General features: G+C 71.7%; 18 protein-coding genes. 11 read left to right on the forward strand and 7 right to left on the reverse strand.

Translation table 11 applies throughout. The annotated features are described in order from the left end of the window. The first annotated feature begins 1 nt into the window (after window position 1). From ACFQO7_RS18115 to ACFQO7_RS18155, 9 genes are all read left to right on the forward strand, one after another. Window positions 2–1,243 (forward strand): MCE family protein, encoded by a 1,242-nt coding sequence (locus ACFQO7_RS18115; RefSeq protein WP_376807440.1) that lies wholly within the window; start codon window positions 2–4, stop codon window positions 1,241–1,243. Then, entirely contained in the window at window positions 1,240–2,268 is a 1,029-nt protein-coding gene (locus ACFQO7_RS18120) for an MCE family protein (RefSeq protein ID WP_376807441.1), read from the forward strand. The genes ACFQO7_RS18115 and ACFQO7_RS18120 overlap by 4 nt, the downstream gene beginning before the upstream one ends. Next, a complete protein-coding gene (locus ACFQO7_RS18125; RefSeq protein WP_376807442.1) occupies window positions 2,265–3,335 on the forward strand; it encodes an MCE family protein in 1,071 nt (356 codons plus the stop codon). The genes ACFQO7_RS18120 and ACFQO7_RS18125 overlap by 4 nt, the downstream gene beginning before the upstream one ends. Beyond that, window positions 3,332–4,438, forward strand: coding sequence for an MCE family protein (locus ACFQO7_RS18130; protein ID WP_376807443.1), 1,107 nt, complete (start codon window positions 3,332–3,334; stop codon window positions 4,436–4,438). Before ACFQO7_RS18125 ends, ACFQO7_RS18130 begins: the two co-directional genes overlap by 4 nt. Next, window positions 4,435–5,703: an MCE family protein gene (locus tag ACFQO7_RS18135; RefSeq protein ID WP_376807444.1), complete on the forward strand. Its 1,269-nt coding sequence runs from the start codon at window positions 4,435–4,437 to the stop codon at window positions 5,701–5,703. The genes ACFQO7_RS18130 and ACFQO7_RS18135 overlap by 4 nt, the downstream gene beginning before the upstream one ends. Next, on the forward strand, window positions 5,700–6,995 hold the full coding sequence (locus tag ACFQO7_RS18140; protein ID WP_376807445.1) for an MCE family protein: 1,296 nt from the start codon (window positions 5,700–5,702) through the stop codon (window positions 6,993–6,995). The genes ACFQO7_RS18135 and ACFQO7_RS18140 overlap by 4 nt, the downstream gene beginning before the upstream one ends. A gap of 22 nt (window positions 6,996–7,017) precedes the next feature. Next, window positions 7,018–7,500 carry a hypothetical protein gene (locus ACFQO7_RS18145; protein WP_376807446.1) on the forward strand — a complete coding sequence of 161 codons (483 nt, stop codon included), beginning with the start codon at window positions 7,018–7,020 and terminating at the stop codon, window positions 7,498–7,500. Between the two features lie 10 nt (window positions 7,501–7,510). Further along, window positions 7,511–8,062 carry a hypothetical protein gene (locus ACFQO7_RS18150; protein ID WP_376807447.1) on the forward strand — a complete coding sequence of 184 codons (552 nt, stop codon included), beginning with the start codon at window positions 7,511–7,513 and terminating at the stop codon, window positions 8,060–8,062. Between the two features lie 61 nt (window positions 8,063–8,123). Continuing rightward, window positions 8,124–8,798 carry a GAP family protein gene (locus tag ACFQO7_RS18155; RefSeq protein WP_376807448.1) on the forward strand — a complete coding sequence of 225 codons (675 nt, stop codon included), beginning with the start codon at window positions 8,124–8,126 and terminating at the stop codon, window positions 8,796–8,798. Between the two features lie 8 nt (window positions 8,799–8,806). On the opposite strand, the gene ACFQO7_RS18160 is transcribed toward ACFQO7_RS18155, so the two are convergent. The 3 genes from ACFQO7_RS18160 to metG all read right to left on the reverse strand — a co-directional run bounded on the left by ACFQO7_RS18160 (window position 8,807) and on the right by metG (window position 12,485). Further along, the gene (locus ACFQO7_RS18160; protein ID WP_376807449.1) at window positions 8,807–9,622 is read right to left on the reverse strand and encodes a glycosyltransferase family 8 protein; all 816 of its coding nucleotides are present in this window, start codon (window positions 9,620–9,622) and stop codon (window positions 8,807–8,809) included. A 93-nt stretch (window positions 9,623–9,715) separates the two neighbouring features. Beyond that, window positions 9,716–10,588: a DUF72 domain-containing protein gene (locus ACFQO7_RS18165; RefSeq protein ID WP_376807450.1), complete on the reverse strand. Its 873-nt coding sequence runs from the start codon at window positions 10,586–10,588 to the stop codon at window positions 9,716–9,718. A 385-nt stretch (window positions 10,589–10,973) separates the two neighbouring features. Further along, on the reverse strand, window positions 10,974–12,485 hold the full coding sequence (gene metG, locus ACFQO7_RS18170) for a methionine--tRNA ligase (RefSeq protein ID WP_376807451.1): 1,512 nt from the start codon (window positions 12,483–12,485) through the stop codon (window positions 10,974–10,976). Between the two features lie 297 nt (window positions 12,486–12,782). Here metG and ACFQO7_RS18175 point away from each other — a divergent pair, with 297 nt between their 5' ends. Beyond that, window positions 12,783–14,102, forward strand: coding sequence for a glycosyltransferase family 2 protein (locus tag ACFQO7_RS18175; RefSeq protein ID WP_376807452.1), 1,320 nt, complete (start codon window positions 12,783–12,785; stop codon window positions 14,100–14,102). Window positions 14,103–14,274: 172 nt separating this feature from the next. Here ACFQO7_RS18175 and ACFQO7_RS18180 read toward each other — a convergent pair whose 3' ends face one another. From ACFQO7_RS18180 to ACFQO7_RS18195, 4 genes are all read right to left on the reverse strand, one after another. After that, window positions 14,275–14,835 (reverse strand): hypothetical protein, encoded by a 561-nt coding sequence (locus ACFQO7_RS18180; protein WP_376807453.1) that lies wholly within the window; start codon window positions 14,833–14,835, stop codon window positions 14,275–14,277. Between the two features lie 210 nt (window positions 14,836–15,045). Further along, window positions 15,046–18,432 (reverse strand): glycosyl hydrolase, encoded by a 3,387-nt coding sequence (locus tag ACFQO7_RS18185; RefSeq protein WP_376807466.1) that lies wholly within the window; start codon window positions 18,430–18,432, stop codon window positions 15,046–15,048. Window positions 18,433–18,672: 240 nt separating this feature from the next. Then, on the reverse strand, window positions 18,673–19,407 hold the full coding sequence (locus ACFQO7_RS18190) for a dienelactone hydrolase family protein (RefSeq protein WP_376807454.1): 735 nt from the start codon (window positions 19,405–19,407) through the stop codon (window positions 18,673–18,675). Next, entirely contained in the window at window positions 19,394–20,176 is a 783-nt protein-coding gene (locus ACFQO7_RS18195; protein WP_376807455.1) for an AlkZ-related protein, read from the reverse strand. The genes ACFQO7_RS18190 and ACFQO7_RS18195 overlap by 14 nt, the downstream gene beginning before the upstream one ends. A 336-nt stretch (window positions 20,177–20,512) precedes the next feature. Between ACFQO7_RS18195 and ACFQO7_RS18200 the strand changes: the two genes are divergently transcribed. Next, window positions 20,513–20,716, forward strand: coding sequence for a hypothetical protein (locus ACFQO7_RS18200; RefSeq protein ID WP_360535056.1), 204 nt, complete (start codon window positions 20,513–20,515; stop codon window positions 20,714–20,716). Window positions 20,717–20,927: the final 211 nt, after the last annotated feature.

The raw sequence follows: 20,927 nt of genomic DNA on the forward strand, positions 1-20,927 counted from the left end.
GATGCGTCAACGGCTGCTGGGGGCCGGGTTCGTGTTGGGGCTGGTGAGCGCCCTGGCGCTGTCGGTGCTGGTGTATCAGCGGGCGTTCACGCCGGTGGAGTGGGTGACGCTGCGCACCGGCCACGTCGGCATGCAGCTGTCCGAGGGTGCGGACGTGAAACTGCGCGGCGTCGTCATCGGCGACGTGCGCGAGGTCAGCGCCGACGGCGACGCGGCCACGCTGCGGCTGGCCCTGGACCCGGCGCTGATCGGCCTCGTCCCGGCCGACGTCACGGCCCGGCTGCTGCCCAAGACGCTGTTCGGCGAGCGCTACGTGGAACTCGTGTCCCCGGCGGCTCCCGCCGGGCCGCGGCTGCGCCCCGGGGCCGTCATCGATGAGGACCGGTCGGCGAGCGCCGTCGAGCTGGAGCAGGTGCTCGACCGGGCCCTGCCCGTGCTCCAGTCGATCAAACCGGACAAGCTCGCCGCGACCCTCGGCGCGCTCGCGTACGCCCTGGAGGGCCGCGGAGACCAGCTCGGCCGGAACCTGACGACCGCCAACGCGTACCTGGCCGCGCTCAACGAGCAGATGCCGGTCATCGCGACCGACGTCAAGCGGCTGGCGCAGGTGCTCGACGTCTACCACGGGGCGCTGCCGGACCTGCTGGCGCTGCTGCGCGACGTCACCGTCACCGCGCGGACCGTCGTCGACCAGCGCGCGGAGCTGAGCCGTTTCCTCGCCGACACCACCGACCTGGCCGGGCGCGGGCGGGAGTTCCTGGACCGGCACGACGCGCGCATCGTCCAGGTCGGGCAGGTCAGCCGCCCGGTGCTGGAACTGCTGGCGGCGTACGCCCCGGAGTATCCGTGCCTGCTGCGCGGCCTGGTCGCCCTGCAGCCCCGGGTGGAGAAGGTGTTCAGCACCGGGCGCATGCACATCACCCTCGAAGTGGGCCGCGACAACGGCAAGTACACCGCCGCCGACCGGCCGGTCTACGGCGCCGACGACGGCCCGCAGTGCCGCGGCCTGCCCGACCCGAAGGTCCCGGCGGCCCAGCACCCGATCGACGACGGCTACGAATACGGCGCGAAGCGCTCGCCGCTGCCGTACGCCGACATGGGCTCGGCCGGCACCGCGCAGGAGCAGGCGCTGCTCAAACCCCTGCTCGGCCTGGCTCAGGGGGCCGGGCCCGAGCAGGTCCCCGATGTCGCGGTCCTGCTGTGGGGCCCGCTGCTGCGTGGAACGGTGGTGAACGCGTCATGACGGGCGTGCGGGGTCCGCTGCTCAAACTGCTGGCGTTCGCCGCGGTCACGCTGGTGCTGACCGGCGCGCTGGCGCAGACGCTGGGCTCGTTCGGGTTCGGCGGCCGGCATACCTACCGCGCCCGGTTCACCGACGTGACCGGGCTGCTGGTCGGCGACGACGTGCGCGTCGCGGGCGTGAAGGTCGGCGAGGTGACGGCGATCCGGCTGGTCGACCGCACGGTCGCGGAGCTGGAGTTCACCGTGGACGAGCAGGTCGTGGTCGCCGCGGGCGTACGCGCGAAGATCCGCTACCGGGACCTGGTCGGCCAGCGCTACCTGGCCCTGGCCGAGGGGCCCGGCGGCACCGCCCCGCTGGCCGAGCACGGGCTGATCCCGCTCGCGCAGACCACGCCCGCGCTGGACCTGACGGTCGTGTTCAACGGCTTCCGGCCGCTGTTCGCCGGGCTGTCGCCGGACGAGGTCAACGGCTTCGCGTACGAGATCATCAAGATGCTGCAGGGCGAGGGCGGCACCGTGGCCGACCTGCTGCGCCGCACCGCGTCGCTGACCGGCACGCTCGCCGACCGCGACGAGGTCATCGGCCGGGTCATCACCAACCTGAACACGGTGCTCGGCACGCTCGACGAGCGCGACGCCCGCCTGTCGGAGACCGTCAAGCAGCTGCAGCTGCTGGTGTCCGGGCTGGCCGGGGACCGCAAGGCGGTCGGCGACGCGCTGACCAACCTCAGCGGCCTGGCCGACGCGACGTCGTCGCTGCTGCGCGACGCCCGGCCCAGCGTCGCCGCCGACATCGCCGCGCTGAACAAGCTGGCCGGCACGCTGATCGACAACACGGCGGTGATCGAGCAGACCCTGGCCACCGCACCCGGCCGGCTCGACGCGCTGACCCGCACCGCCTCGTACGGGTCCTGGTTCAACTTCTACCTGTGCGACTTCGACGGCCGCGTCGTCGCCGCCGGACAGACCCTCAACCCGGCGACGCTCAACGGCACCTCCGCCAAGTGCTCCGGCGGTGGGCGGTGAAGCGCCTCCTCCCGACCCGGCCGCTGACCCGCCTGCGGGCGGCGGCCGCCCGCGCGATCGGCGGGGGTCTGCGGCGCACCGGCAGGCCGCCGCGCAGGCCCCGGCCCGCGCTGGTCGGCGCGGTCGGCCTCGCCGTCGCGGCGGGACTGCTGCTGGCCGCGTTCCGGATCGACGACCTGCCGCTGATCGGCGGTGGGGACACGTACCACGCGGCGTTCCGGGACGCGTCCGGGCTGGCCGAGGGCAACGAGGTGCGCATCGCCGGGGTCAAGGTAGGCAAGGTCACGAAGGTGGCGCTGGCCCGCGGCGAGTCCGGGCCGTACGTGCGGGTCACCTTCCGGGTCCGCGACGCCGAACTGGGCGCCGACACCGGCGCGACCATCCGGATCAAGACGGTGCTCGGGCAGAAGTACCTGGCGCTCGCGCCGCAGGGCGACGGGCGGCTGGCCGAGGATGCCGAGATCCCGCTGACCCGCACCTCGTCGCCGTTCGACGTGATGCAGGCGGTGGAGGGGCTGGCCGGCACGCTGCAGCAGATCGACACCGGGCAGCTCGCGCAGGCGTTCACGGTGCTGTCGGAGACGTTCGCCGACACCCCGGCCAGCGTGCAGGCGTCGCTGTCCGGCCTGTCCCGGCTCTCGCAGACCGTCGCCTCCCGCGACCAGCAGCTGCGCGAGCTGCTGTCGTACACCCGCGGCGTCACCAAGGTGCTGGCCGACCGCGACGAGGAGTTCCGCAGACTGCTCGGCGACGCGAACCTGCTGCTGGCCGAGGTGCAGCGCCGCCGCGACGCCATCCACACCCTGCTGGAGGCGACCGTCGAGCTGTCGAAGCAGCTGTCCGGGCTGGTCGCCGACAACCGCGACACGCTCGGCCCCGCGCTGCGCAACCTGCGCACCGTCGTCGGGGTGCTCCAGCGCAACCGGACGCGGCTGGAGGCGACGCTGACCAGCCTCGCCCCGTTCGTCACCGCGTTCGCGAACGTGACGGGCAACGGCCGGTGGTTCGACTCGTACGTGGACGGGCTCGTGCAGGGCTTCACCCCGACGACGGGAGGTCGCCGATGAACCGGCGAGGACGGCGGATCGCGGGCGCGGCCGTGCTGGCGGTGGCCGTGGCGGCCGCGGCGCTGGTGGTGCGGCAGGAGCCGGACCGGCTGCGGCTGACCGTGCTTTTCCCGGCCGCGGTCGGCATCCACGCCGGATCCGAGGTGCGGGTGCTGGGGGTCGAGGTCGGCGAGGTCGTCGCGGTCACCCCGCAGGGCAAGGGGGTACGCGTCGAGCTGCGCTACGACCCCGACTGGCCGGTGCCCGCCGACGCCACCGCGCTGATCGTCCCGCCGAGCGTGGTCAGCGACCGGTACGTGCAGCTCGCACCGGCCTACACCGGCGGACCGAAGCTGGCCGACGGGGCCGAGCTGCCGATGGAGCGCACCTCGGTGCCGATCGAGCTGGACGAGGTCTACCGGTCCCTGGACGAGCTGAGCACCGCGCTCGGGCCGCAGGGGGCCAACGCCGACGGCGCGCTGCGCGACCTGGTCCGCACCGGCGCGGCGAACCTGCGCGGCAACGGCGACGAGCTGCACCAGACCCTGTCCGGGCTGTCGCAGGCGATGTCGACGCTGTCGGCCGGGCGTGACGACCTGTTCGGCTCCGTCGCCGACCTGCAGCAGTTCACGACGATGCTGGCCGCGAGCGACGCCACGGTGCGCCAGTTCAACGACCGGCTGGCCGACGTCGCCGAGCAGCTGGCCGCCGAGCGCGAGGACCTCGCCGCCGCCGTGCGGGCGCTGTCACCGGCGCTGGCCGACGTGTCGGAGTTCGTGAAGGCCAACCGGGCCGAGCTCAAGGCGAACGTCGCCGCGCTGGCCGACCTGACCGGGGTGCTGGCCCGCCAGCAGCGGGCGCTGGCCCAGGTGCTGGACGTGGCCCCGCTGGCCCTGTCGAACCTGAACCTGGCCTACAACCCACGCTCGGGCACCATCGACACCCGCGACAACGCGCTCGGCCCGTACGAGCCGGCCAGTTTCGTGTGCTCGCTGCTGGTCAGCAGCGTCCCGGTGGCGCAGGTGCCCGCCGCCTGCACGGAGCTGGCCAAGGCGCTGCAGACGGCGAAGCTGCCGCTCACCGCCGAACTGCAGCAGCTGCTCAAGGCGGTGGTGAAGAAATGAGGGCCGGGGTTCGGGTGACGACCGCCCTGACGGTGCTGGCGCTGCTTTCGGGCTGTGACGTGGGCCTGCCCGGTGGAGGGCCGGACGGGCCGTCCTACCGGGTGACCGTCGAGTTCGCCGACGTGCTCGACCTGGTGCCGCAGGCCGCGGTGAAGGTCAACGACGTGACGGTCGGCAGCGTCACCGGCATCGAGCTGCGCGGCTGGACCGCGGTGGTGCGGCTGGACGTCGCCGACACGGTCGCGCTGCCCGACAACGCGACGGCGGCGATCCGGCAGTCGAGCCTGCTCGGCGAGAAGTTCGTGGCGCTGGCCGGCCCGCAGGGCGAGGCGGCGCAGGGCACGCTGTCCGACGGCGACACCATCCCGCTGGCCCGGACCCGGCGCGGGGCCGAGGTCGAGGAGGTGCTCGGCGCGTTGGGGCTGCTGCTCAACGGCGGCGGCCTCGGGCAGCTCAAGACGATCAACGCGGAGGTCACGAAGGCGCTGTCGGGCAGGGAGGGCGACGCCAAGGGCGCGCTGCGGGAACTGGACCGGTTCGTGGCCGGGCTGGACGCGCAGAGGGACGACATCGTCCGGGCCATCGAGGCGCTGGACCGATTCTCGGCCCGGCTGGCCGAGCAGACCGGGACGCTGGCCGGCGCCGTCGACGCGCTGGAGCCGGGACTGACCGTGCTGGCCGAGCAGCGCCCGCAGCTCACCGCGATGCTGACCGCGCTGCGCGACCTGGGCGCGGTCGGCGAACGCGTCATCGCCGACAGCCGCGACGACACGCTGCGCTCGCTGCGCGCCCTGCAACCGCTGCTGGAACAGCTCGTCAAGGCCGGTGACGCGCTGCCGCGCGGGCTGGACTTCGCGCTGTCCTACCCGTTCCCGCCGAACGCGGGCAAGGCGATCGCGGGCGACTTCGTACGCCTGCACGCCACGCTCGACCTCGACGCCGCCTCGATCCTGGCCAACGCTCTCGCCGCGGGCCCGTCCACGCCGGGCACACCGACCAAGCCCGGCCTGCCGTTGCCGGAGCTACCTCTGCCGCTGCCCAGCCTGCCCGCACTGCCGCTGCCGTCGCTGCCGCTCCCACTGCCCAGCGGGATCCTGCCGGGCCTGCCGGGGCTACCACTCGGTCTGGCCGCGAGCCGCGACGGCCGCTGGGACCCGGCGACGGGCGAGGTGGTCCGCGTCAGCGGTGGCCTGAACGAACTGCTGACCGCTGCCGGAGAGTTCCCGACGGCCGGCGGCCCGGCCACCGGCGGAGGCCAGGCATGATCCTCACTCGGCTCGCGCGGCTGCAGCTGCTGGTGTTCGCGCTGGTGGCGGTGCTCGGCGTCGGCTACGTCGCGGTCCGCTACGTGGGCGTCGGCGACGGGCTGACCGGCAAGTACACCGTGCACGCCGATTTCGCGGTGGCGGGCGGGATCTTCGCCAACGCCTCGGTCACCTACCGGGGGGTGCCGGTGGGCCGGGTCGACGCGGTGCGGCTGCACGGCGACGGAGTGCGCGTGGACCTGCGCCTGGACGGCGGCACGCGGGTGCCGGCCGACCTGCGCGCGGTGGTGGCGCACCGCTCCGCCGTCGGCGAGCAGTACGTCGACCTGCGCCCGAACACCGACGCCGGCCCGTACCTGGCCGGCGGGGACGTCATCCCGGCCGACCGGACCGGGGTGCCGCTGCCGGTGGAGACGCTGCTGTCGAACCTGGACGCGCTCGTCGCCTCCGTCGACCCGGAGCAGCTCGGGGTGCTGGTCGACGAGCTGGGCACGGCGTTCGCGGGCAACGAGAGCGCGCTGCGCACGCTGCTCGACTCCGGCGACGCTCTGCTCACCGACGCGAACCGGTACCTGCCGCAGACCCTCGCGCTGATCCGCGACTCGGCCACCGTGCTGGAGACCCAGGCACGCTCCGCCGACGAGATCCGCCGGTTCGCCAAGGCGCTCGCGCAGCTGTCGGCGACGGTGCGCGCCGCCGACCCGGACCTGCGCCGGCTGCTGGTCAACGGCCCGCCCGCCTCGGCGGAGCTGCTGGCGCTGCTGCGCGACGTGGACCCGTCGCTCGGTCCGCTGCTCGGCAACCTGATCACGGTCAACGGGGTCGCCGTGCGGCGGCTGAACGGGATCGAGCAGATCCTGGTGACGTACCCGCTGGTGGTCGCGGGCGGGTTCACCGTCGCGCCCGGCGACGGCACCGCGCACCTGGGCCTGGTGCTCAACGTGGGCGACCCGGCGGCGTGCAACTACACGAAGTCCGGGCAGTCCCTGCGGTGCACCAATGCCGAGCTGGGACGCGGTTCGGGCGTACGCAGCTCCACTCAAGCCCCGCGGGGTGGTGCCCCTCCGTCCCCCGCGCCTCTGGGCGCGGGTGCGGCGCCCGCGGGCCCGGGCGTCGGCGCGAGCCCCATCGCGCCGGCGCCCGGCACCACCGTCGCCGGGTACGACCCGGTGACCGGGCTGGTGATCGGGCCGGACGGGCTGCCGCTGCAGTTCGGCGGCACCGGCGGGCAGGCCGCGACGGCCGGCGGGCAGTCCTGGAAGTTGCTGTTGCTCAACGGGCTCGCGCCCTGACCGGCCGATGGAGGAGACGACGATGAGGCACAGGTTGACCGCGGTGCTGGTGGCGGTGCTGGTGGTGGCGCTCGGCGCGGCCGGCTGGCTGGGCTGGCGCCGGTACGAGGCGCAGCAGCAGGAGCGGGCGCGCGAGCAGGCGGTGGCCGCGGCCCGGCAGTTCGTCGTGGACTTCGTGTCGGTCAGCGCCGCCACCATCGACCAGGACCTGGCCCGGGTCGCGGTCGCCGCTACCGGCGAGTTCGGCGAGCAGTTCCAGCAGGGCATGCCCGCGGTGCGCGCGGCCGTGCTGGAGAACAAGGTCGAGTCCACCGGTTCGGCGCTGCGCGCGGGGCTGGTGTCCGCGGACGCCGACTCGGCCGTGGTGCTGGTCGCCGCCGACGCGACGGTGAAGAACGTGAAGGCGCCCGAGGGCCGGGTGGCCCACTACCGCATCCAGCTCGACCTGGCCCGCGACGCGGGCAGCGGCACGTGGCTGGTCGCCAAGCTGCAGTTCGTGGGATAGGGGAGAGACGGTGACCATGGACATGGCCGTGACGGACGTGCACCTCGACGACGCGCCGGGCGACGAGTCCCGCGACGAGCCGGCGCGCCGCCCGCGTCGGGCGGTGCTCGCGCTGTCCCTGGCGATCGCGGTCGTCGTGGGCGTCGGCTGGTTCCTCTGGTTCGACCAGCAGCGGGCAGGCGAGGCGGAGACGGCCGCGCGGGAGTGCGCGGCCGTGGCCCCGGCGGCGGCGGTGGCGCTGTTCTCGTACGACTACCGCACCTTCGACGAGAGCGCGGCGAGCGGGCGCGCCTTCGCGGCGGGCGCGTTCGCCGACGAGTACGCCCGCACCACCGCCTCGCTCAAGGAGGCGGCGGTCAAGGAGCAGGCCGTGGTGACCGCGCAGGTCACCGGTGTCAGCGTGGTGACCGCCGCGCCCGACCGTGTCGAGCTGCTGCTGTTCGTCAACCAGTACCGGCGCAACGTGAACATCACCGGCGAGAAGGTCGACCAGAACCGCGTCGTGCTGACCCTCGTCCGCACCGGTGGCGCCTGGAAGGTCACGGCCGTCTCCGCCCTCTGACCTGCAAGATCGTCAGAGGGAACCGCCTGCGGCCAGGGCGGAGTCCCTCCAGGATGGTGGTGTGGGCGGGGCGGTCGCGGGGGTGGTGCCGTACGCGCTGGGGGTGGCGGCGAGCCCGCTGCCGATCATCGCGGTGATCCTCGTGCTGTTCTCCGACCGGGCCCGGATCGCCGGGCCCGCCTTCCTGGCCGGGGCGCTGGCCGGGGTGATCGCGGTCGGCGCGGCGGTCTACATCCTCACCGGCTACGGCTACCTGGAGGGCGAACACCAGGGCGGCACCGTCTCGCAGGTCGTGCGCATCGCGCTGGGGCTGGTGCTGCTGTTCGCCGCATACCTGCACGTCGTCCGGCATCGCCGCAGCAACGGGCAGCACGCCATGCCGAAGTGGATGGCGAGCGCCGACCGCTGGTCACCGGTGAAGGCGGCGATCCTGGCGCTGCTGATGTACGGCGTCGACCCGAAGAATCTCGCCCTGTGCGTCGGCGCCGCCAAGAGCCTGGCCGCGGCGTCGACGATCGTCGCGGCGACGGCGCTGAGCGTCTTCGCGGTGGTGGCGTGCCTGCCGGTGGCGGTGCCGGTGGTGCTCTACCTGGCCGGTGGCGACCGCGCCGCGCGCCGGCTCGACCGGCTCAAGACCTGGCTGTCCAAGCACCATCTGCTGGTCATGGCCGGGTTGCTGGTGGTCTTCGGTGTCCTGCTGGTCAGCCACGGCGTGCGTGGCATCCTCGACCGTTGAGCGCTGCGCTACGCGTAGCCGGCCACCCTGGCGGCCAGCGCGTGGTGGCGTTGCTGGCGGAAGCCGGGCCGGAAGCCCTCGGTCCACGGTTTGCGGGGGCCCGCGAAGTGCATGATGCGCACGTCCGCGTCAGCCGGCTGCGGGGACTGCTCCAGCAGGAAGCTGCGCATGTTGTTCCAGCGGTGCGGCAGGCGCAGCCAGCGGCCGTACGCCACGAGGTTGAGCGCGTCCTGGTCCGGGAAGCGCAACCGGCCGGCGTACGCGGCCAGATAGTCCATGCAGCGCGCCGACACCCGCTCGCGCCGCCAAACGGGCAGGTTCATCAGCAGCACCCCGGAGTTGAAGTAGGGCGCGTCGGGATCGTGCTCCGGACCCGACCCGGGCACGCCGCCGTGCGTGGCGAACGTGGCGGTGAACGCGTCGCGTACGGCGGCCAGTGGCGCGTCGGCGAGGTCGACCTCCCACAGCGGCGACAGGTCTCCGCAGACGTGCACGTCGGCGTCGAGGTAGAGCAGCCGCCGCGCCTGGTCGCCGATCAGGTCGGGCAGGAGCAGCCGCAGGTACATGCCGGTGCTGACGTAGGCGAGCCAGTCCTCGTCGACGACGGGCAGGTCGCGGAAGTCGTCGCCGGTGGTGAGCAGCCGCAGCCTGCCGCGTCCGGCGAGCTGCCGGCGCAGCGCGGGCTCCCGCTCCTTGGCGACGTCGGCCGTGGTGAGCAGCCAGAAGGTGAGTTCGTCGCGCCCGGGGTGGCAGTCGAGCACGGATTCGACGGCGACCTGGGCGTGGTCGGCGTATGCCTCGTCGAAGGCGAAGGCAATGTCCATAGGACATTGTCTATCATAGATCTAAGTATTTTACACCGTGCACATTCTGTTCTTAACCGACATTCGTCAATTCCTTGCACTGCTTGCGGACGGTCACTTCGCCCCGAGCAGGTCGATGAGCTGGGACGCGTTGCGCTGGGCGTAGTCGGAGTAGCAGTTGTTCATGAGCACGTGGGTCTGTTCGGCCTCGCCGGCCAGCTCACGCAGCTTCGGCGCCCAGTCTTTCAGCTCGCGCGGCGAGTACAGGTAGCCGAACTTCTCGTGGATGTCCTTGCTGGTCCACTTGTCGCTGTGGCCGTGGAAGCGCACCGCGGCCAGGTCGGCCGTGGCGGCCAGCACGGGCGGGACCGAGTTCTTGTGCCCCTGCGGCATGTCCACGCAGACGTAGGGCAGCCGGTGTTCGCGGAGGAAGTCCAGCGTCTCGGCGGCGTTGTCGCCCTTGAACCACGACTCGTGGCGCAGTTCGATGCCCACCCGCAGCGGCGCGCAGCGCTTGGCGACCTCGATCAGGTACTGCTTGTTGTCGCGGCGGATGGTGAACCACGGCGGGAACTGGAACAGCACCATGCCGAGCTTGCCTGCCTCGACCAGCGGATCCAGTGCGGACAGGAACCGGCTCCAGACCTCCTCGTAAGCCTGCGCCGTCAGCCCGTCCGGGTACACGTTGGCCTTGTCGGTCTCCGGACGCAGATCCTTTGGCAACGCGCTCACCTTGGTCGGATGCCCCGTGAGCATGCTGAACGCCTTGATGTTGAACACGAAGTCCTTCGGCGTACGCGCCGCCCACAGCTCCACCGTGCTCTGCGCCGGCGACGCGTAATAGGTCGCATCCACCTCCACTAGCGGGAACTTGCGCGCGTAGTACCGCAGCCGCTCCTCCGGCGTCTTGGCCGTCTCGGGATACCACCCCGACGCCAGCAGCGTGCTGTCCGTCCACGAAGCGGTCCCCACCCGGATCTCGCCCACCCTCCCCGCATACCCCGCCCAGCCCCGACCCACGCCCCCACCGCGTTGATCATGAACTTATGGCACGGCTCGGCGGCGTGTCGCGTCCACAAGTTCATGATCGATCTGCGTGTTGCCCGGTGGTCGGGTGGAGATCGCTGTTTCCGGTCAGGATCTGTGGCCTGGCTGAAGGTTCTGACCGGAAACAGCGATCTCCGACGGCCCGCCCGACGGCCTCGGCGCCTTTCTGCCTGTCCGACCAGCCGGTCACTTCCTGCCGCCCCGCTCCGCGCCCCACCTGTCCCATGGGCACCGGCCCGGCGGATCGATCATGAAGTTGTGGGCAGGACACGCCGCCGAGCCGTGCCATAAGTTCATGATCAACGCGGTGGGGCGTGGGTGAGGATCAGGGGGAATCCAGGCGGGGGAAGAGGGGGGTGATCGGGGGTAGGGGGCCGTTGGGGGCGGCGGTGCACTGGGCGGTGATGAGTGCGGATGCGCCGGGGAGGAACGGGGCCAGGAGGTCGGCGAAGGTGAGGCACGCGCCGAGCAGTACGGACAGGGCGGCGTCGAGTTGTGGTCCGGCGGAGGGGTCGCCGCCGCGTTCGGCCTTGGCCAGGTCCCAGGGGCGGACCCGGTCGATGTGGCGGTTGGCCTCCTCGACGACGGCCCAGGCGGCGGCCGTGGCGCGGCGGAAGTCGAAGTCCTCCAGGGCCGCCGCGATCAGCGCGGGCGCGTCCGTGCAGGCGGCGACCAGGTTCTTCGCGTCCGCGGCGGCGGGGACCGAGAGGTCGACGCGGCCGGCGCGGAAGCGGTGGGCCATGGTGACGATCCGGTTGACCAGGTTGCCCGCGCCGCCCGCGAGGTCCTCGTTGGCGCGGGAGACCAGCCGGTCGACGGTGAAGTCGGCATCGCCGACCCGGGGCACCTCGCGCAGCAGCCAGCACCGCAGCGCATCGGTGCCGTAGGTCTCGGCGAGCGCCACGGGGTCGACGGTCGCCCCGGACGATTTGCTGATCTTGCGGCCGTCGGCGGTGAGGTAGTCGTGGACCAGGATGTCGGTGGGCAGCGGCAGCCCGGCGGACAGCAGCATCGCCGGCCAGTACACGGCGTGGAAGCGCAGCACACCCTTGCCGATCACGTGCACCCGCCGGTCCGCGCCCTCCCACCAGGTGCGGTACGCCTCCCCGTCGCCGCCGTAGTCCAGGCTGGTCAGGTAGTTGCCCAGCGCGTCCCACCAGACGTAGATCACCTGGTCGGGGTCGCCGGGCACGGTGATGCCCCAGCCGCGGGCCCGCTGCTGCGACCGCGAGATCGAGAAGTCCCGCAGCCCGGCGTCGATGAAGGCGAGCACCTCGTTGCGCCGCGACTCCGGTTCGATGCGCAGCCGCCCGCTCGTGATCGCCTCCCGCAGCGGCGCGGCGTACTTCGACAGCCGGAAGAACCAGTTCCGCTCCTCGATGCGCTGCGGCGGCGCCCCGTGCTCGGGGCAGTGCCCGGCCCCGTCGAGCTCGTCGGGGGTCAGGTAGTGCTCGCAGCCCACGCAGTACAGGCCGGTGTAGGTGTCGCGGTAGAGGTCGTGCGCGCAGGCCCGCCAGAACCGTTCGACGCCGGGCCGGTGGCGCGGGTCGCGGCTGGTCCGGATGAAGTCGTCGTACGACAGCGCGAGCGGCTCGCGCAGCCCCGCGAACGCGGCCGCGTTGGCGTCGACGAACTCCTGCACGCCCACGCCCGCCTGCTCGGCGGCGAGCACGTTCTTCAGCGAGTTGTCGTCGGTGCCGGTGAGCAGCCTGACCTCGTCGCCGAGGGCGTGCCGGTGCCGGGCGAGCACGTCGGCCTGCACCGCTTCCAGGGCGAAACCGAGGTGCGGGGCGGCGTTGACGTACGGGATGGTGGTGGTGAGGTAGAAGCGGGTCATGGTTTCCTCCTGGCTTGTACGAAGCCGGAGCGTCGACCCGTGCCGAGGCCCCGGACTCGGGCCTCGCGGTCGTGAACGCGCGTGTCAGCAGCCCCGGAAGCGGGGCATCATCACCTGGCACGACGAGAAGATCACGCCGTCAAGGTAGCACCGGGCGGTCCTGCCCGCGAAATGGTTTTCGATGTCGACCTATCGACATGTTCCACTGGATGAGTAGTTGTTGAAGCGCTCTCCCGAAACCTTCAGGATCGGACGGTAAGCCCCGTGAGAGCGCGGCCCCGCCGCTGAAGGAGTGACATGTCCGGCGGAGTTCCGCGGCTGAGTGTGCTCATCCCGACGTTCGGCGACGCGCACACGCTGGCGCTGACCCTGTCCACGCTGCGCGCGCAGACCCTGGACCCCGGCCTGTTCGAGGTCGTCGTCGTCAACGACGGCTCCGATCCGGCGCCGTATGCCGAGCTGGCCGCCGCGGCGTACCCCTTCGGGTTCCGGTTCGACAGCCTGCCCGCGAACCTGGGGCGAGCCGCGGCGCGCAACCAGGCGGTGCGGCTTGCCACCGGTGAGCTGGTCTGCTTCCTCGACAGCGACGTGCTGGCCGAGCCGCACCTGCTGGCCCGGCACCTGGCCTTCCACGACGGGCGCGACGGACCCTCGGTGCTGATCGGCAAGCGCTACGAGGGCGACTGGGCGGTGCTTGCCGCCGCGCAGGCCGGTGAACCGCTCACGCTCGACCTGGTGCGGCCGGTGCACGAGGACTTCCGGTTCCGGGTCCCCGGCCGCGACAGCGAGCCGGACCAGTGGCTGGCCGGTGCGCCGTGGGTGTTCGCGCTGACCAACAACGTGTCCATGCCCCGGCAGGTGGTCCTCGACGCGGGCCTGTTCGACGAGGCGTACGGGGCGCGCTGGGGGTTCGAGGACACCGACCTGGCGTACCGGATCCACCACGTGCTCGGCGACGCCGGGTTCGGCTACGACGGACTGGCCGCGGGGTTCCACGTGCCCGCGGTCCGAGACCTGACCAACCTGGCGGGCGACTACCAGGAGAACCTGGAGCTGTTCCGGCGAAAGCACCGCAGCCTGGCCGCCGAGCTGGTGGACATGCCCGCGCCCAGCGACGTCACCCGGAAGATCCGGCACTACCGCCGGGCGCTGGCGTGCTGCGCCGAGCTGGGGCTCGGCCGGCTGCCCGACGTGTCGTCGCTGCTGGCCGCCGAGCTGGCCGGGGCGGTGCTGTGCCAGGCGTTCGGCACCGAAGAGGTGGCGCTCGGGGAGGGGTCGGCGACCTACGACCACGGGCGGCCGGAGTCGGCGACCAACCTGCACCTGCTCGGGGTGTGGTCGCCGTACCCGGATGGCAGGTTCGACGCGGTGGTGAGCGTGGACGTGTGGCGGTTCATGGAGCAGCGGGAGCTGTCGCGCTTCCTGCGGCTGGCGCTGCGCCAGGCGCGCGAGGTGGTGCTGGTCTACACCGGCGGGCCGGCGGAGAAGGCGTTCACGGCCGACGTGCCCGCGCTGACCAGCCCGGACTTCTTCGGATCGCTGCTGCGCCGCCGTTACCCGCAGGCGCGCACCGACCACTTCGGAGACGCGGTGTTGTTCCGCGTCACAGCGCCTTGACCTCAAGCATGCTTCACCTCGCCGCCTGCTCGCCGCCCGCTACCAGGACTGGCGGGAAGGCGACGAGTTGTCCGACTGGGCGGCGACCGCGATGGTCGTGGCCGTGCATCCGTCGTACTGAGCCGGGGCAGCTCCGCGCCGGCGAAGCTGCCCCGGATCTCGGCTGCGACGATCAGCTCCAGCGCTGCGAGCTGGTGCGGTTGTCCAAGGCCCCGCCGATGTACGACCGGGTCCCCTCGTAGCCGACCACCGCGCCGCCGTGGCCGGTGTTCTCGAAGTGCTTGATCCAGCAGTTGGCGTAGGCCCGGTACGACGTGATGACGTTGTCCCAGCCGGCGGGCATGCTGGAGATGGTGTAGTCGGTGTTGCCGGTCGACGTGCTGCAGTTGCCGGACTGTCCGACCCAGATCAGGTCCGAGCCGGTGTGGTTGCTGCCGGTGTACTCGATGCTGATTACGGTGTTGACGACGTTGACGCCGAACTTGGCGTTCAGGGCGTCGACCTTCGCCGCGACGCTGCTGCCCTTGGGCAGGTCGTAGAGCACGCCGCCGCTGGCGAACTGCAGCGCCTTGTCGAACGTGTCGAAGCAGATCGCCTGCGGCTCGGCCACGTTGGCGCGGGCGACGCAGTGTTTGTCGACCGGTTCCGCCGCGGTGGCGGGCGCGGCCGGGGCGGTGAGGCCGACGATCGCGAACGCTGCGATCACCATCGCGGCCCGGTGGAGCTTTCGCATGATTCCTCCTGTGTCGAATGGAGCGGTGACAACAGGTTCCGAGTAGGGCGTCACGGTGGCGTCAGGGCCGCATCAGCGCCGCTGGCCCACCCCCGCACCCCCGGCTATGGCCGCGCCCTATGCGCAGGTCACACGCAATGGGCGTGAAGAAGGGCACCTTCTTATACGCGTAGCGATAAGAAGGTGCCCTTCCTTGCCTTTCACCAACTGCTACGGGGCGTAGACCTCGAATTCGAAGAGGGAGTAGCCCCAGGCGGTGGCGCGGGTGGTGGCGTTGACGCGGACGTAGCGGCCGGAGCCGGTCAGGCCGGTGAGGTCGTCGACGCCGCCGTCACCGCCGGTGACGGACCGGATGGTGGTCCAGGTGTTGCCGTCGGGCGAGGTCTGGATCTGGTACGCCGACCCGTAGGCGGCCTCCCAGACCAGGCGCACGCGGCTGATGGAGTAGGTCTGGCCCAGGTCGACGCGGATCGTCTGCGGGTCCGAGAACGCGCTGGACCAGCGGGTGGTGGTGGTGTTGCCGTCCACCGCCGCCGAGCCCGGGAAGTTCGCGTTCTCGGTGCTGGAGACCACGACCGGCTTGTTCAGGGCCACGTTGACCGAGGGCTGGCTCGTGGTGCCGGTGTAGGGCAGCACGACCCGGGACTGGTTGCCGATGCCGAGGGTGGTCGCCCCGTTGCCGATGGCGCTCCACACCTCCACCCGGACCGAACCGTTGGCCAGCGCGGCGAACGAGCCGGTGCTGGTCTTCACCCCCGACGCGTGGGTGTAGTGCTCGTAGCCGGCGACCGGGTCGGTGGGGAAGTAGTTGTACGTCTCCAGCCGGTCCCAGCTGCCGTTGCCGGTGAAGTCGTACGACACCCGGACCTGGGTGGCGTTGCCGACCCCTGCGCCCGCGTCGACGTACATGTCGAAGTTGGTGGCGCCGCCGTTGTGCGTGGCGTTGAGGCCGGTGGCGGTGAACACCTGCGGGTTGGTGGGCACGCCGTCCCAGTTGCCGTTGGCCGCGGCCACGGTGGCCGTGCCCGCGCCGCCCGCGGTGCCGGGCAGGCCGCCGCCGGAGACCAGGTAACGCGTGGCGGCGAAGGTGCCGGGCGGGTTCGGCGAGGTGGACGGGCTCGGCGACGGCGGAGCCGACGGCGACGGGCTCGGCGAGGCGGGCGGCGACGACGGCGGGTTCGACGGCGACGGGTTGCCGCCGCCGCAGGCGTTGCCGCCGGTCCAGGTGAACGCCCCCGAGGTGACCGTCTTGCAGGCGGGCACGTTCAGCGTGGTGCCGTTGGAGAAGGTCACCGTGATCGCCGTGTTGGCGATGTTCGACGCGACGTACGTGCGCACGCCGCTCTTGTTGAACACCTTGGCCAGCGGGTGGTTCGCGGTGATCGTGTTGTCCACGTTGCCGAGCGCGGCCAGGTTGCGGATCCAGTGGTAGGTGTGCGCCTTGGACTCGCCTTCCTCGGAGGTGAAGCCGCTGTTGGCGTTGAAGTTGTTCAGCGCCGTCTGCCCGTTGCCCAGGGCCAGGAACTCCCAGAGGATGTCCTGCCAGACCGTGGGCGCGCCGCCGTTGTTGGTGACCAGCTCGTTGTAGTTGGTCTGCACGTAGGCCGGGTTGTCGCCGAGGTAGAAGTGGCCGCCGGTGATGGGCAGCATGTTGATGCCCTGGATCATCTCCGGCTCGCCGGAGAACCACGTCGCGTACGCGCCGCCGTCGCCCCAGACCATGCCGACCGTGTTGTGCCCGAAGGCGGCCGGGAAGTTCTGGTTGCGCACGTCGAACCAGTACTCGGCGATCGCCGCGGACTGCGTGGTGTAGATGAAGATGCCCGCGTCGCGCACGGCGGCGTTGCCGGTGGCCTGGCCCCACTGGATCAGGGCGTTGGCGAAGTTCATGCCCTCCGACGAGGACTCCTGGTTGTTGCCCGCGCCGAACGCGCCGTGCCCGGCCGCCCAGTCGTGACCGGCGTAGATGTCGAAGTCACGCAGGTACGGGAAGCGGGTGTCGGTGCGGTCGTAGTTGTTGGCGTCGCGGATCAGCAGGTCCACCATGCCGCCGTACTGGCTGTTGGTGGCCCAGGTCGGGTCGAACTTGGCCAGGGTCGCCGCGGCGGCCACGTAGTAGCCGTAGTGGAAGTGGTGGTCGTTGAGCTCCTGGTCGGAGCCGTACGAGGCCGGGTAGCCGAGCAGGGTGCCCCAGGCGCTGTTGTAGTAGAAGACCCGGGTGGTCTTGCCCGCCGAGGCGGTGAACCAGTCGTTGAGCCGGGTGCGGATGGTGCTCAGCGCGGTGTCGCGGATCGAGGTCAGGTTGAGCTGGTCGGCGATCTCCGCGATGCGCGCCGCCCGGCCCAGGCCCTTGCCGGTCCAGTAGGTGTCGTCGCCGCGGAAGTCGGCCGGGTTGCCCGCGACCGCGTTGAGGTAGTTGGTGATCGTGGTCAGGTCCGCGCCGGAGCTGTCGGCGACCGCGGGGATCTCCGGCAGCACGCCGGTGTACTTCATCGAGGTCGTGAACGAGCCGATCCCGGTGAGGATCTTCATCTGGCCGCGGGCGCTGGTGTACGTGTTCGCCAGCGGGGACGCGCCGGTCAGGCTGTTCCACTGGTGCGGGTACAGCGCCGCGACGGTGGCCGTCTGCGAGCCCTGCCGCGCCGTGGTGGTGAACGTGTACGTGGTGTTCAGCGTGCTGGCGGCCTGGTTGTAGCTGTAGGACACCCGGGTGCCGGTGACGTGCGCGTGGGCGTACTGGCCGTAGGTCGTGGCCAGCGCGGCCCGGTCGGCTCCGGCGGGCAGCACCGCGACCGAGAAGAAGCCCTGGCCGTTCAGCGTCGAGCTGATCGACGTGCCGCTGACGGTCCAGGTCGAACCGGTCGGGGCGTACGCGACGTAGTCGCGCCCGTTGACGTTGAAGCCGATCTGGCCGCCGCTGTTGGACCACACGGTCGGCGTCGCGGCCGTGGTCAGCTGAGCGTTGCCGCCGGTGATCTGGAAGTACGCGAACGGCAGGCCGTGGCCGATGGTGGCCTTCATGGTCCGCGCGCCGTCACTCCAGTACGGCGTCACGGTCCAGTCGCTCCACCCGTCGACCTTGGTGTCGGGGGAGTTCAGCCCGGCCACACCGACGAGCATGTCCTGCACGTACGGGTAGTGGAACTCGCCGGGACCGGTCGCGCTGCCGCTGATCGCGGCGGTGGTGTTGTAGGAGAACCCGAGCCCGCCCGCGAGGGTGTCGTAGGAGATCGGGTGGGCGTGCAGCGGCTCGCTGTAGCTGCAGTCGAACTTCTTGAACAGCAGCGAGGACCACCAGTCGTTGGTGGGCACGCCGCCGGCCGGGGCGTTGGCGGTGACGTACTGCCGCGGGTTGGTCGACAGCGATCCGCAGCCGACGGGCAGCGAGCGGCCCGCGGGCAGGCTGTCGAGGTAGCTGCCGGCGCCGACGGTGCCCGCCTGGGCGGTCTGCGCGACGGCGATGCCGAACAGGGCGGCGGACAGGACGGCGACCGCGCCGAGGACGAGGGCGCGGTGGCGCGCCCAGGAGTGGCGTCGGTGACCCGCGCGGCGTGCGACGCCTGGGGTCACGGACCGGATGGACGGTTCCATGTGCATGGCCTCCGGGGCTGGGGCTGGCATGGCGGGAGAAGCGGAGGAACGGTGTGCGGAGAACACTGTGAGAGCGCTCTCTGCGCGCAAACTATCGGGCAACCCCTCGATACGTCAATGTTTCCGGGCCATGGCATCTGAGTTAATCCCGCGACGTGGACGGAGCGTGACGGTCGCGGGACGGCATAACGTAATACCGGCCATGTGAGAGCGCTCTCACAGGGCCGGTATCGATGGCTCAGAGTGTCAGTGCCGATGCCGGGTGGTGAAGGACATGATGCGGTTCCACGCGTCCGTGCACGCGTCGGCCCACTGGGCGAACGAGCGGTCGAAGAACGAGTGCGGAGCGCCCTCGTAGACGTGCATCTCGGGGGCGACGCCGGCCTCCTCCAACTGCGCGGCCAGCTTCTCGAACTCGCTCACCGGCGTCGAGTCCGCACCCGCGACCAGCATCAGGATCGGCTTGTCCACCTCGTCGACGACGTCGGCGACCCGCTCCGGCTTGCCGTAGAAGCCGATCACCCCGGCCAGGTCGAGGTCCGAGGCGGCCAGCCGCCACGAGTGGCTGCCGCCGAAGCAGAAGCCGATCGTGTACACCGAGGCGTCCGGCTCGGACTCGCACAGCACCGCCATCGCCGCCGCCGTGTCGGCGCGCACGTGCGCGGGGGTGACCTGCGGGATGTGCTCCATGAACGGGAAGCTCTCGTCACGCTGGGACACCCCGGCGGTGCGGCCGAAGTAGTCGATCGCGATCGCCTCGTACCCGGCCTCGGCCAGACGCTGGGTCAGCCCCACGTAGAACGGGTGCAGGCCGCGTACGTCCGGCAGCACGACGATCTTCATACCGTTCGGGGTCTGCGGGATCGCCCGGTATGCCGCGAGGGTGTTGCCGTCCTCGGCGTGCAGTTCGAGCGGGCCGTGCCCGGCGACCGCGCCCGCGTTCGGGGCCTGCGGGGCCTGGCTGTCGTCACTGTGGCACATCGGGTGCTCCTTGGCTGCGGTAGGAGTTGCCCCGCCGCCGCGCCTGTCCGGCGGCGACCAGGGCGTCCAGGTGGGACCGGGCGACGGCGGCGGTCCAGCCGTACGCCCGCGCGAGCTGCCCCGGGCTCGCCTCGACGGCGGTCTCCAGGTAGCGGCGCGCGGCCGCGGGGGCATCGTGCCCGCCGCCGACGTCGAAACGGCGGCAGGTCAGGTCCACGATGGAGGCCGGCCAGCCGGCGCGCTGCTCGCGCACGCCAGCGGACGTTACCAGCAGGCGGCGCTGCAGGTCGGTCATGGCGCGCTCGTACGCGGCCCGGTCGCCGATCAGCTCGCGCAGCGCGCGCGAGGTCAGCGGCCCGGTGAGCAGTGCCCGCGCGATTTCGTGCGCCTCGCGGGGCAGGTCCAGGTCCTCGTGGTCGTCGGGCTCGCCGGGGCCTGTGTACAGCGCCCGGAGCAGGTCGGGGGAGAGCAGGCTCGCGCGGCGGAAGAGGAACTTGCCGTACCAGGCGAGCCCGGCCTCGGGCAGCGTGTCCTTCCAGGTCCAGACGGTGGACTCGGCCTCGCCCATGCCGTCGGCCCAGGCCACGGCGTCCTCGTCGGCGACGGTCTCGTACAACGAGGGCGCGAGCGCGTTCGCGGCGGGGAACAGCAGCGCGCACCCGACGCCGTCGACGAACCGGCCCGCGTCCTCGACGGTCTCCGGTCTGGTCTCGGGCAGCCACCGGTCGCCCCGGGCGCGGGCCAGGGCGAGTTCCTGATCATCGACCATGCGCCGGAGCCTAACCGCCACCCCCGACGTACCTGTCCCACGCTGTACCGTTCCCGCCCGTCGTGGTCGCGCCGCGAAGATCGTCCGACTTGCCGGGCAGATGTGCGAATCATGGTGCGGAATACCCCCACCTGCCGGGCAATTCTGATGATCTCGCGAGGTTGATCGGGCCTGACTGGGTGATTCATCCGGTTCTTCCGGTTCGGGCTTTCCGCGTGGTGGCGGATGTTTCGGACCCCCGGCTGGCGGAGTCTTGTTCAGGTGAGGGCACCCGGTCAGCCGGGCGGCCCTCGGGCGCTCCGAGACCCCGGGCGCCCATGGAGGAGGAGATCGACTGTGTACGTCAACTCTGATCTGGCGCTGTGTCTGGTGGACGAGGCATCTGCCGGTCGCGCCGACGACGCCGACAAGGTGTGGCGTTCCGCGATCCGTGAGGCCATCGCGTGCAATGTTCCGATCGAACATGTGGCGAGCAGGGCAAACGTCTCGATCGAGGAGATCCTCTCGATCGTGAGCGAGACCCAGGTCGTGCCGGCGTGACCCCGGCCGTCCGTACCGAGGCGATGTTCGCCTTCTCTCTGCGGGCCTCCGCAGAACCCGCGCCGGCATCGGCCGCCGGCGTGGACGTGGAAACGATCAAGGCACATGGCGGACGGGGCGTGCCGCGAAAGTCGCCCCGGAGTCCGTGGAGCACCCCGCCGTCGCGTGGGTGATCCGGGCCGGGAGCAGTGTCGCTCCCGTTGCCGTCCGC

Origin of the sequence: Catellatospora aurea, assembly GCF_042663325.1 — a bacterium.
Lineage (GTDB): Bacteria > Actinomycetota > Actinomycetes > Mycobacteriales > Micromonosporaceae > Catellatospora > Catellatospora aurea.